The sequence below is a fragment of the Micromonospora sp. MH99 genome (genome assembly GCF_021442385.1).
Taxonomy (GTDB): Bacteria; Actinomycetota; Actinomycetes; order Mycobacteriales; family Micromonosporaceae; genus Micromonospora.
The window spans coordinates 159,410-172,066 of the sequence record NZ_MUZA01000003.1 but is presented as its reverse complement, the minus strand read 5'-3'; the positions used below and the strand labels follow the sequence as shown (position 1 = coordinate 172,066).

The 12,657-nt window shown below is 70.5% G+C and carries 6 protein-coding genes; 5 read left to right on the top strand and 1 reads right to left on the bottom strand.

Annotation, left to right across the window (positions count from 1 at the left end; genetic code table 11):
- The first annotated feature begins 12 nt into the window (after positions 1-12).
- A complete protein-coding gene (locus B0E54_RS02995; RefSeq protein ID WP_234581678.1) occupies positions 13-744 on the top strand; it encodes a FadR/GntR family transcriptional regulator in 732 nt (243 codons plus the stop codon).
- A gap of 123 nt (positions 745-867) precedes the next feature.
- Here the strand turns inward: B0E54_RS02995 and B0E54_RS02990 are convergent, their stop codons facing one another.
- The gene (locus B0E54_RS02990) at positions 868-1,539 is read right to left on the bottom strand and encodes a FadR/GntR family transcriptional regulator (protein WP_234581677.1); all 672 of its coding nucleotides are present in this window, start codon (positions 1,537-1,539) and stop codon (positions 868-870) included.
- A 426-nt stretch (positions 1,540-1,965) separates the two neighbouring features.
- Here B0E54_RS02990 and B0E54_RS02985 point away from each other — a divergent pair, with 426 nt between their 5' ends.
- The 4 genes from B0E54_RS02985 (at position 1,966) to B0E54_RS32680 (ending at position 12,607) form a co-directional block, all read left to right on the top strand.
- Positions 1,966-4,755, top strand: coding sequence for a glycoside hydrolase N-terminal domain-containing protein (locus B0E54_RS02985; protein WP_234581676.1), 2,790 nt, complete (start codon positions 1,966-1,968; stop codon positions 4,753-4,755).
- Between the two features lie 55 nt (positions 4,756-4,810).
- Positions 4,811-7,597, top strand: a complete 2,787-nt coding sequence (locus B0E54_RS02980; protein ID WP_234581675.1) for an alpha-L-fucosidase — start codon at positions 4,811-4,813, stop codon at positions 7,595-7,597.
- A 31-nt stretch (positions 7,598-7,628) separates the two neighbouring features.
- Positions 7,629-9,899: a family 20 glycosylhydrolase gene (locus B0E54_RS02975; RefSeq protein WP_234581674.1), complete on the top strand. Its 2,271-nt coding sequence runs from the start codon at positions 7,629-7,631 to the stop codon at positions 9,897-9,899.
- A 74-nt stretch (positions 9,900-9,973) separates the two neighbouring features.
- Complete coding sequence (locus tag B0E54_RS32680; RefSeq protein WP_234581673.1) at positions 9,974-12,607, top strand: discoidin domain-containing protein; 2,634 nt, start codon at positions 9,974-9,976, stop codon at positions 12,605-12,607.
- Positions 12,608-12,657 lie beyond the last annotated feature (50 nt).

The window sequence follows — 12,657 nt, the reverse complement described above, 5'->3', positions numbered from 1 at the left end:
GGCAAGTGGCAGATGACGACCATTGACGCGTCCCCGCTACGCGGTGCGGAGCGCCCGGGTCCCCGTCGGCAGGAGGTGGCGACCAAGATCAAGGATTACATCCTGCGCAATCGCCTCAAGCCGGGAGACATCCTGCCCACCGAGGCGGAGCTGTGCGAGGCGGTGGGCGCGAGCCGCTCCAGCGTCCGCGAGGCCGTCAAGATCCTCTCGGCCCTCGACATCGTCGAGGTTCGGCACGGTCACGGCACCTTCGTCGGCCGCATGAGCCTCGCCGCGCTCGTGGAGAGCCTGACCTTCCGCGGCCTGCTCAGCGGCGAGGAGGACCACCACGTCCTGAGCCAGGTCGTCGACGTCCGGCAGACCCTCGAACAGGGGCTGGCAGCCCAGGTGATCGCCGTTCTCGACAGCGGGCACCGGGCGGAACTCTCCACGCTCGTCGACGAGATGGAGAGCCTCGCCGCTGGGGGGAAGGACTTCCTCGACGTCGACCGCGCCTTTCACGTCAAGTTGCTGGAGCCCCTCGGCAACGACCTGATCCTCCAACTGACCGAGGCGTTCTGGCAGGTGCAGGCCATCGTCGCCCCCACGCTGCGCACCGAGCCGGAGGACCGGGTGATCACCGCCCAGCGGCATCGGGCAATCGTGAACGCGGTCGCGGCCGGCGACGCGTCGGAGCTACGCGCCGCCATCGCCGATCACTACGCACCCATCCGGGCAAGCATCGCCCGCGTCGTACAGGCCTGAAGCGACTCCGCCAACGCCGCCGGATTCGTGACCGCACCGATACGTTCCGGGCCGGAATCGCGCCCGGATGAGAGGGCCCGGACGCCCCACGGCCCGTCGTGATGTGGGTTCCGGGGCCCCCGATCACAGCGCCCGGCGCAGCCACTCCTCGACACCGGCGACGTGCACGGTGGCCCAGGAACGCGCCAGATCGGGCTGCCCGGCCGTGATCGCGTCGACGATCGCCTGGTGCTGCTCGCGGGTCCGGGTGACGGCGCCCTCCTGAGTGACACCGCGCCAGATGCGGGCCCGGGTGGTGGGGCCGGAGAGCCCGTCGAGCAGCGAGCACAGCACCGCGTTCCCGGCGCCGACCGCGATCCTGCGGTGGAATTCCAGGTCGTTGGCGACCAGCACCTCGACGTCGCTGGTGTCGCCGACGTTGTCGAGGACGGCCTGGAGGCCGGCGATGTCCTCGGCGCCCATCCGTTGCGCGGCCAACGCCGTGGCGGCGGGCTCGAGGATGCGCCGGACCTCAAGGAACTCCAGCACGGTGTCGTCGCGGTGGAAGTCCACGACGAAGCCGAGCGTGTCGAGCAGCAACTGCGGGGCGAGGCTCGTGACGTAGGTGCCGTCGCCCTGGCGGACGTCCAGGACGCGGATGATGGACAGCGCCTTCACGGCCTCCCGCAGGGAGTTGCGGGACAGGCCGAGCCGCCGGGCCAGGTCCGCCTCCTTGGGCAGTCGATCGCCAGGGCCGAGTTCGCCCGAGGTGATCATGCTTTTGATCTTGCCGATCGCCTCGTCGGTGAGCGCCATCGCTGCCTCCGCGTCGGTGTGAGCCGTTGCCGTGACCGCGAGGATTACACCCTGACCCGGTAGACGCGCGCGGCGGCGCCCCGAAGACCGCCCGGAACACCCCGTGGACGAACGGACGCGGGTCGGTGGCCCTCCACGGACCCCGGTCCGCCTCCGTCACCAGCCCGGACAGCTTGGCCGCGACGCGCCCTGATCGTCGAAGCTGCACCACACCACCCCGCAAACATCGGGTGTTTCCGAGCGTACGAGCTCTGACATCTGATGTCTATCAGGTGTCAGCCCCTCCGGCAACAGGTCGGAATGGCCTGACGAATCGCCCACATGGTCGCGATCTTCCGGACGGATGAGCGGATCAGACCGAAGGATCCGGGCCATTGACAAAAATAAACATCCCACGTTAACTGCCCTCTACATAGAGGAGGTCCTATGTTCAGTACCGACAGTTTCCGGACGATCCTGCGGGCCGCAGCCGTGCCCCTTCTCGTAGCCGCGTGCCTGACCTCCGTGTCCGTCGGCACGCCTCCCGCCCGCGCCGCCGCCGACCCGAGCCTGGCGCTCTGGTACGACGAGCCCGCCGCCACCTGGGAGAGCAACGCGCTGCCGCTGGGCAACGGCGCGCTCGGCGCCATGGTCTTCGGCGGCGTCCAGACCGAACACCTCCAACTCAACGAGAAGAGCCTCTGGACGGGTGGACCGGGCGCCACTGGCTACAACCACGGCAACTGGGCGTCACCACGGCCCGGTGCCCTGGCCGGCGTACAGGCCCAGATCGACCGGGACGGACGGATGGCGCCCGGCCCGGTGGCGACCGCGCTCGGGCAACCGGCCACCGCGTTCGGCTCGTACCAGAACCTCGCCGACATGTACCTCGACATGACCGGCACCCCGACGACTGTGAGCGGCTACCGGCGCGAGCTGGACCTCGCCGAGGCGACCGCCCGCGTCGCGTACTCCCACGGCGGGGTCACCTACCAGCGCGAGTACGTCGCCAGTTACCCCGGCAACGTGATCGTCGCCCGGCTGTCGGCGAGCCAGGCCGCGAAGGTCTCCTTCGTCCTGCGGACCGTCCCGGCCCAGCCCGGCAGCACCGTCACGGTGGCGAACGGCCGGATCACCGTGCGGGGCACCCTGCCCGGCAACGGGTTGATCCACGAGGCGCAGTACCGGGTCGTGACCACCGGCGGCACCCGGACCGACGGCGGCGACCGGGTCACCGTCACCGGCGCGGACTCGGCGTTCGTCGTGCTGTCGGCCGGCACGTCGTACGCCGACACGTACCCCACCTATCGCGGCGCGGACCCGCACACCCGGGTCACCCAGGCGGTCGACGCCGCGGCGACCTCGACGTGGGCGGCGCTGCGCGCGGCTCATCTCGCCGACTACCAGCGGCTCTTCGACCGCGTCCGGCTCAACGTGGGCGGGCAGATGCCCAACGTTCCCACCGACAAGCTGCGGTCGGCCTACACCGGCGCCGCCGGACGGGCCCAGGACCGGGCGCTGGAGTCGCTGTACTTCTCCTTCGGCAGGTACCTGCTCATCGCGTCGTCGCGCGGCGGCTCCCTGCCGGCCAACCTCCAGGGCATCTGGAACAACTCCAACAACCCGCCCTGGCAGGCCGACTACCACACGAACGTCAACGTGCAGATGAACTACTGGCCGGCGGAGACCACGAACCTCACCGAGACCGCCGCACCGCTGTTCGACTTCATCGACGCCCTGCGGGCGCCGGGCCGGACCACCGCGCAGACCATCTACGGCACGACCGGCTGGGTCACCCACCTCAGCACCAACCCGTACGGCTTCACCGGCGTCCAGGACTGGGCCACCGCATTCTGGTTCCCGGAGGCCGCGGCCTGGCTGTGCCAGCACCTCTACGAGCACTACCGCTTCACCCGCGACACCGCGTTCCTGCGCGACCAGGCGTACCCGGCGATGAAGGAGGCCGCCGAGTTCTGGCGGGCCAACCTGCGCGTCGACCCGCGCGACGGCAGGCTGGTCGTGACGCCCAGCTACTCGCCGGAGCAGGGTGACTTCTCGGCCGGCGCGTCGATGAGCGAGCAGATCGTCTGGGACCTGCTCACCAACACCATCGAGGCGAGCAGCACTCTCGGCGTCGACGCCACCCTGCGCGCGCAGTGGCAGAGCACGCTGAGCAAGCTCGACCCCGGCCTGCGGGTCGGCTCCTGGGGCCAGTTGCAGGAGTGGAAGGCCGACTGGGACAGCCCGACCAACGACCACCGGCACGTCTCGCACCTGTTCGCCCTGCACCCGGGCCGGCAGATCTCGCCGCTGACCACCCCGGCGCTCGCCGACGCCGCCCGGGTGTCCCTCACGGCGCGCGGCGACGGTGGCACCGGCTGGAGCAAGGCGTGGAAGATCAACTTTTGGGCTCGGCTGCTCGACGGCGACCACGCCCACAAGATGCTCGCCGAACAGCTCAAGAGCAGTACGCTCGCCAACCTGTTCGACACCCACCCGCCGTTCCAGATCGACGGCAACTTCGGGGCCACCGCCGGCATCGCGGAGATGCTGCTGCAGAGCCAGAACGGCGTGGTCGACGTGCTGCCCGCCGTGCCGGCGGCGTGGCCCACCGGCTCGGTCAACGGCCTCAGGGCACGCGGCAACGTGACAGTGGACGCCGAATGGCGCAACCGCCTGGCCAGCCGGATCACGCTCACCGCCGGCAGCGGCGGCGCCCTCACCGTCCGCAACCCGATGCTGGCCACCGCATCGCTGGTGGACCTGAACACCAACCAGACCGTGCCGGTGACCCGCACCGGTGACCGGGTGACGTTCACGGCCGTGGCCGGACACCGCTACCAGGCCGTCTCCACGGCCGCGACCGGCACGATCGCCGGTGTGGCGAGTGGCCGTTGCGTCGACGTGCCGGGTGCGGCCACCGCCGACGGGACCGCCCTCATCCTCTGGGACTGCTCCGGAGCGGCCAACCAGATCTGGACCCGCGAGGCCGACAACACCATCCGCAACCGCGGCAAATGCCTTGCCGCCGCGAGCACCACCAACGGCGCCGCAGCGACCATCACCACCTGCGGCACCGCCACCAACCAACGCTGGACCTACGACACCACAGCGAAAACCCTGCGCAACCAGGCCACCGGCACCTGCCTCGACGCCAACGGCGGCGGCACCACCAACAACACCGCAGTCATCCTCTGGACCTGCACCACAGCCACCAACCAGCAGTGGCTGATGTAGCACCCGCCACCCACCCGTACCGCCCCTGCCTGCCCGTTCCCGGGAAGGACGCCCCATGACCCGTACCCTGCGCCGTCATCGTCCGCACGCGAGCGGTGCCGTCCTGGCCGCCCTGGTCCTGCTCGCCACCTGTCTGATCCAGCTCACCCCACCGGCAGCGCCGGCCGCCGCGGCCCCGGGGGACGGCACGATCACGGGCGTGGCCAGCGGTCGCTGCGTCGACGTGCCCGGCGGCGCCACCGCCGACGGCACCGCGGTCATCCTCTGGGACTGCACCGGCGCGGCCAACCAGATCTGGACCCGGCAGGCCGACAACACCATCCGCAACCGCGGCAAGTGCCTCGCCACCGCGAGCACCACCAACGGCGCCGCAGCGACCATCACCACCTGCGGCACCGCCACCAACCAACGCTGGACCTACGACACCACAGCGAAAACCCTGCGCAACCAGGCCACCGGCACCTGCCTCGACGCCAACGGCGGCGGCACCACCAACAACACCGCAGTCATCCTCTGGCCCTGCGGCACCGCCACCAACCAGCAGTGGCGGGTGGCCGCCGCCGACTACCAACCGCTGCTCGACGTCGGCTTCAGCGGCACCTTCACCTCCGCAACCGGCTACACCCCCTCGACCGGGGAGCTGGTCGACGGGCAGCTCACCCGGCTGGCCGGCAGTGAGGCGATCAGCGGAACGTCGGTCACGCTCACTGGCGGGGGCACCGGCATCGGGTTCTCCCCACGGATCCCGGTGACCAGCACGAAGTACGTCAACCGGAGCCTGCTCGCCGAGGCGGTGGTACGCCGCCAGAGCGGCGCCACCCTGACCTTCGACACGGTGCTCAGCCTCGCCGGCGGGGGCTACTTCCGGTACGCCAGCGGCTCGCAGACCACCACGGAGTTCGGCATGTACGGCCCGGACGCGCCGTACCACGACACCCGGCAGAGCGGGCCCAACCTGTCCGACACCCAGGACACCCACGTGGCGTTGGCCTACGAGTACGTGAGCGACACCGCGGCCCGGCTCGTCGCGTACGTCAACGGCTGCCAGGTGGGCGGCACCGTCACCACTCCGGTCGCCGCGGCCAACGCGTCGCAGGGCCTGCTGACCTTCGGCAACGACGCCGGAACCCGTAACCGCGGCTGGCACGGCACCGTGGACGCCATCGCGCTGGCGACGATGACCGGCGCCGCCGGCCCGGTCGACTTCCAGCTCGACGCGCCGGTCTGCGGCGGCACCCCGCCGCCACCCGGCTGCGCCGGCAACCCCGGCAGCAGCGGTCCGGTCACCCCGGCCACCGTCATCGCCGTCGACAGGTGCGACACGCTCGACCGGATCCGGCAGAAGGCCGCCCAGGTCGTCCCGTCGGCCGCCCAGCTGGCCTGGCAACAACGGGAGCTGACGGCGTTCCTGCACTACGGCATGAACACCTTCACCGACGTCGAGTGGGGCAGCGGCAACGAGGACCCGGCCCTGTTCAACCCGACGGCGGTCAACCCGGCACAGTGGATGGACGTCCTCAAACGCAACGGGTTCAAGCAGGTCATCCTCACCGTCAAGCACCACGACGGCTTCCTGCTCTACCCGTCGCGGTACAGCACCCACTCGGTACGCAGCAGCCCCTGGTGGGGTCGTACCGGCCAGAGCGACATCCTGCGGGCGACGGTCGACGCCGCCCGCTCGGCAGGTCTGGCCGTCGGCTTCTACCTCTCCCCCGCCGACGGCGCGGAGATCCCCGGCCGACGCGGTGGCGACCGGTTCGGCAACGGCAGCGCCAAGCGGGCGGTGAGCATCCCGACGCTCGTCGCCGGCGACACCCGCACCCCGACACAGACGTACGCCTACCAGGCCGACGACTACAACGCCTACTTCCTCAACCAGCTCTACGAACTGCTCACCGAGTACGGGCCGATGGCCGAGGTGTGGTTCGACGGCGCCAACCCGTACACCGCGTACCCGCAGCCGTACCAGGTCGGTGACTGGTACCGGCTGATCCGGGCGCTGCAACCGAACGCCACGATCGCGATCAACGGCCCGGACGTGCGCTGGGTCGGCTCGGAGTCCGGAGCGTTCCGGGCCGACGAGTGGAGCGCGCTTCCGTTCCGGGGCACCGATCCCGGCGCGCTGAACCGCGACGACGACCTGCTCGCCGGCGCCTCGTCGAGCGACCTGGGTTCCAGCGCGCTGATCGGCCGCAACCTGGGGACGGTCACGTACCTGTCGTGGTATCCGGCCGAGGCGGACGTGTCGATCCGGCCCGGCTGGTTCTGGCACTCCGGGCAGAACGCCTCGGTGAAGCAGCCGGCCGCGCTGATGCAGCTCTACGAGAACGCGGTGGGCCGCAACGCCAACCTGCTGCTCAACGTCCCGCCGAACCGGGCCGGTGTGATCGACGCGCCGGACGTCACAGCCCTCGACGGGTTCGGCACCGCCCAGCGCGCCCGGTACGGCCGGGAGCTGTTCGCCAGGGCAGGCGCGACCGGCACCCCCGCCGCCCTCACCGACACGGCCCTGAACACGTACTGGTCGCCTTCGGGGGGTGCCACCACCGGCGCGGTCGAGCTGACCGCCTGCCGGGCCCGCACGTTCGACCGGCTGCTGCTGCAGGAATCGGTCGGCAGCGGCCAGCGCATCGAGGCGTTCGCCGTGGACGCCTGGATCAACGGCGGCTGGCAGCAGGTCGCCGCCGCCGGGACGGTCGGCTACAAGCGGATCGTGCCGCTGTCCACCGCCGTGACCAGCGACCGGCTGCGGCTGCGGGTCACCGCCGCGCGCGGCGTAGCGCAGGTCGCGACGCTCACCGCGTACGCGACCGACAGCACCGCCAACCCGGCGTCCTGCTGATTTCCCCGCCCTATCCCGAGAGGAACGGTTCATGCGTCTTCGACGTATCAGTGTCACCGGAGCAGTGGGGGTCCTCGCCACCGCACTGCTGACCGTGCCGGCGACGCCGGCCTCGGCCGTACCGGGTGACCTACAGGTGATCCCGGCGCTGAAGCAGTGGACGGCGGGCACCGGCAGCTACACCTTCGGCGCCGCGACCCGGATCGTGGTGGACCCCGCCTACACCGCCCAGCTCAACGACGACGCGGCCACCTTCGCCGCAGACCTGCGGGACCTGACCGGACGCACCGTGCCGGTCGCCACCGGAGCCGCCGCCACCGGCGACATCCGGCTGACCCTGGGCGGCAGCCAGCCCGCCGAGGGCTACACCATGACTGTCGGGTCGAGCATCGCCATCCAGGGCTCGACCGACGCGGGCGCCTTCTACGGCACCCGAACGGTGCTGCAACTGCTCAAGCAGTCGACAACGGTCCCGGCGGGGACGACAACCGACTCCCCGACCAAGTCCGAACGCGGTCTGATGGTCGACGTGGGCCGCAAGTACTTCACAGTCGACTGGCTCCGCCGGCACGTCAAGGAGCTCGCCTACCTGAAGATGAACCGGTTGCACCTGCACCTGTCCGACTCGCAGGGGTTCCGGCTGGAGAGCACCACCCACCCGGAGGCGATGTCGGAGCAGTACTACACCAAGCAGCAGATCCGCGACCTCATCGCCCTGGCCACCCAGTACCACATCGAGGTCGTGCCCGAGATCGACATGCCCGGCCACATGAACGCCATCCTGGAAGACCACCCGGACCTGCAACTCGCCGACACGGCGGGCAACCGCAATCCCTACTACCTCGACCTGTCCAAGCCGGGCGCGTACACCCTGGCCCGCGACCTCATCACCGAGTTCCTGCCGCTGTTCCCCGGCCGGTACTGGCACATCGGCGCGGACGAGTACATCGGCAACTACGCCGCCTACCCGCAGCTGTTGACGTACGCCCGAGCGACGTACGGGCCGAACGCCACCGCCAAGGACGCCTACTACGGCTTCATCAACTGGGCCAACGACATCGTCCGTGCCGGTGGCAAGACGACCCGGATGTGGAACGACGGCATCGGCACCGACGGCACCATCCGTCCGGCGTCGAACATCCACGTCGAGGTCTGGTACAACTACGGCATCTCCCCGCAGGCCCTGCTGGACCGCGGGCACACCATCTCCAACCAGGCGTGGAACCCCACCTACTACATCCTCGGCGTCGGCAAGCCGAACGTGACGTGGGGCTACGAGACCTGGAACCCGGATCTGTTCCAGGGCAACAACACCATCAACACCCCCTCGCGCAATCTCGGCACTGTCGTGCACGTCTGGTGCGACAACCCGAACGCCGAGACCGAGGAGCAGGTCACCGCGGGCATCCGGACGATCCTGCGGGTGGTGGCCCAGCAGACCTGGGGGTCGCCGAAGCCGGCTGCCACGTACACCGCCTTCAGCGCCATCATGGACCGCATCGGTCGGGCTCCCGGCGGCCCGGCGGCGACGACCGGCAGCCTGTCGCTCAACCGCCCGGTGACCGCGTCGTCGACCGAGACTCCCAGCTTCCCGGCCTCGGCGGCGGTGGACGGTGACCTCAGCACCCGCTGGTCGTCGGCCTACACCGACCCGAGCTGGATCCAGGTCGACCTCGGCAGCAGCCAGGAACTCTCCCGCGTCGCACTGCGCTGGGAGGCCGCCTACGCGAGGGCGTACCAGATTCAGACCTCGACCGACGGCACCACCTGGACCACCGCGGTGACCGTCACCGCCGGGGACGGCGGCCTCGACGAGCACGCCCTCAACACCACCGCCCGGTACGTGCGCATGCAGGGCACCGCACGGGCCACCACCTTCGGCTACTCCCTCTGGGAGTTCGAGGTCTACGGGCCGAAGAAGGGCATCATCACCGGCGCCGCCAGCAGCCGCTGCATCGACATCCCCGGCAGCAACACCACGAACGGCACCGCGGTCAACCTCTGGGACTGCAACAGCGGACCCAACCAGACCTGGACCCACCGCAACGACGGCACCCTCACCGCCCTCGGCAAGTGCCTGGAACCGGCGAACGGAAGCGTCGCCGACGGCACCACGATCGTGATCAACGCCTGCACCAGCGCCACGACCCAGCGCTGGACCTACGACGCCACCTCGGGCAGCTACCGCACCGGCGGCAAGTGCCTCGACGCCAACGGCGGGGCGACCGCCAACGGCACCCGCCTCATCCTCTGGCCCTGCACCAACGGCGCCAACCAGCGCTGGAGCACCCCCACCGTCTGACCACCGATGGAGGCACGATGCAGCACGCCATGCCCCTGCCATCCTCATCGACAACGCGGCCACGGCGGTTCGTCGTGCACACCATCGTCCTGGGTCTGATCGCCGGAGCCGTCGCGACGGTCGGGGGCCATCCGGCCCCGGCCGGCGCGGCGGTCCCGGCGGACCCGACCTACACCGACGCCGCCGGCCTGGTCTTCCCCGGCGTTCAACCGGGCGCCGCGACGGCGTCGCTCTCCGGCGGCAGCTTCACCCTGGCCAACGCGGCGCTCTCGTCCACCTGGAGCGTCCAGGGCAGCACGGTGTCGCTGACCCGGTTCGACAACCGGGCGGCGAACGCGACAGTGCCGATGAGCCTGCGCGGGCTCTTCACCCTCACCCTGGCCGACGGCAGCACCATCACGACGGCGAACACGAGCGTCTCGGCCGGTCCGGTGGTCAGCGACCTGGCGGCGAACGCCGGGTCGGCACGGCTCGCGGAACGCTTCGCCGGCAAGGCGGTCACCACCACCTTCCGGTACGGCGGCGGCACCCGGACACTCGACGTGCAGTGGCAGGTGCGGCTGCGCGGCGGGGCCAACTCCGTACAGCACAGCTTCACCGTGCGTTCGGTGGCCGGCACGTTCGACGTGACCTCCCTGCGCCTGGTGGAACTCGGCCTCACCAACGCGCGGGTCCTCGGCAGCGACGACGGCAGCCCGGTGGTGCACGGCGCGGCCGGCAGCGAGACGGTGTTCGTCGGCATCGAGAACCCGATGGCGAAGGCGACAGTGAACGGGTCCGCCGTCGACATCGCGGTGCCGCGCGCCGGTGACCTCACCACCGGCGCCTCGTGGGTCTACACCGCCTCCACCGGGGTCGCACCCGCCGGGCAGCTGCGCCGCTCGTTCCAGTACTACCTGCAACGCGAACGGGCCCACGACCGGCGGACGTTCCTGCACTACCAGAGCTGGCTGGACCTCAAGCCACCCGGCGAGGTCATCAACAGCGCCGAGCTGACCCGGGCCATCAACCTGTTCGGCACCCAGTTGCGTAACCGGGGGGCCACGATCGACAGCTTCTGGGTCGACGACGGCTGGGACTATCTGCGTACGCCCCAGGTCGACGAGACGAACCTGAACGTCTGGTCGTTCGACCCGACCCAGTTCCCCACCGGCTTCGCCCCACAGAAGGCCGCCGCCGCGCAGTACGGGGCCTCGATGTCGGTGTGGATGTCACCGTTCGGCGGGTACGGCACCAGCGCCGCCACCCGCCAGGCCATCAACGCCAGCAAACCCGCCGAGCAGCGGTTGGAGACGCACAGCGGCGGCCAGTTCAAACTCGGCGGCGCCCGCTACTACGACCGGTTCCGGTCGGTCGCCTTCGACATGATGGACAACCAGGGGGTACGCGGCTTCAAGCTCGACGGCATCGGCGGCGGGCTCTACCAGTCCGGCCCGAACGCCAACTACATCGCCGACTACGAGGCCCTGCTCGGGCTGACCGGCGACCTGCGCGCGCATCAGAAGGACGTGTTCGTCAACGCCACGGTCGGCACCTGGGGCTCACCGTACTGGTTGTGGTTCACCGACTCGATCTGGCGCGACGGGCACGACGCCAGCCTGGTCGGCGCGGGCAGCGCGCAGCAGCGCTACGTCAACTACCGCGACTCGGAGACGTTCCGCAACAACGCCACGCAGAACCCGCTGTTCCCGATCCCGAGCCTGATGAACCACGGGATCATCTTCTCCGACCGCACCCCGCAGTTCACCGCCGACTACGACCTGACCAAGCCCAGTGTCCAGGCCGAGGTGTCGCAGGACATCCGTGCCTACTTCGCGCTCGGGCTGAGCCTTCAGGAGCTGTACGTCCGCAACACACTCGTCGACGCGAGTCGGCCGGGCGCGGCCTGGTTCTGGGACACCGTGGCGGCCAACGCCCGGTGGGCGCGGGCCAACCAGGGGTTGCTCAGCGACGTGCACTGGGTCGGCGGTGACCCGGCCGCCGGAGCGGTCTACGGCACCGCCGCCTGGAACTCCTCGGCCGGCGCGTCGAAGGGGATGCTCATGCTGCGTAACCCGGCGGCGTCCGCGCAGAGTTTCACCGTCAACCCGCAGACGGTCTTCGAGCTGCCCAGCGGGACCCACCAGCGGTACCGGTTCACCGAGCGCGACGGGCGGCGTACCGGCTTCGTGTCGGGTCCGGCCGCACCGGTGAACATCACCCTCGCACCGTTCGAGGTGGCCGTCTTCCAGGCCGCACCGACCGACGAGCCGATCGGTGGCGGGGACAGCCCGCAGCTGCCCCGCAGCCGGTGGACCGCGACTGCGGACAGCATCGAGACCGTCGGCGAGAACGGCGTCGCCGCCAACGCCATCGACGGCAACCCGGGCACCATCTGGCACACCCGCTACGTCGGCGGGGTAGCCCCCATGCCGCACCAGCTCACCATCGACCTCGGCGGCAGTTTCCGCGTCGACAGGCTCGACTACCTGCCCCGTCAGGACGGAGGCACCAACGGCACCATCGCCGACTACCAGATCCTGACCAGCGTCGACGGCACCACCTGGACGCAGGTCACCGCCGGCACCTTCGGCGCCGGCAGCACCCTGAAGACAGCGGTCTTCGCCCCCACCACGGCCCGGTACGTGCGCCTGCGCACCACCCGCGCCGCGAACGGGGCCGGGTACGCCTCCGCCGCCGAGATCAACCTGTACGGATCGACGGCCTAAACGAATTCGCCGTCCCGGGGCGCCCCCTGTCGACGCCCCGGGACGGCAGC

Excerpts from the sequence above, each read along its gene's own strand:
- B0E54_RS02985 (WP_234581676.1), top strand. The coding sequence starts at position 1,966 with ATGTTCAGTACCGACAGTTTCCGGACGATCCTGCGGGCCGCAGCCGTG.
- B0E54_RS02990 (WP_234581677.1), bottom strand. The coding sequence starts at position 1,539 with ATGGCGCTCACCGACGAGGCGATCGGCAAGATCAAAAGCATGATCACC.
- B0E54_RS02980 (WP_234581675.1), top strand. The coding sequence starts at position 4,811 with ATGACCCGTACCCTGCGCCGTCATCGTCCGCACGCGAGCGGTGCCGTC.
- B0E54_RS02995 (WP_234581678.1), top strand. The coding sequence starts at position 13 with ATGACGACCATTGACGCGTCCCCGCTACGCGGTGCGGAGCGCCCGGGT.
- B0E54_RS02975 (WP_234581674.1), top strand. The coding sequence starts at position 7,629 with ATGCGTCTTCGACGTATCAGTGTCACCGGAGCAGTGGGGGTCCTCGCC.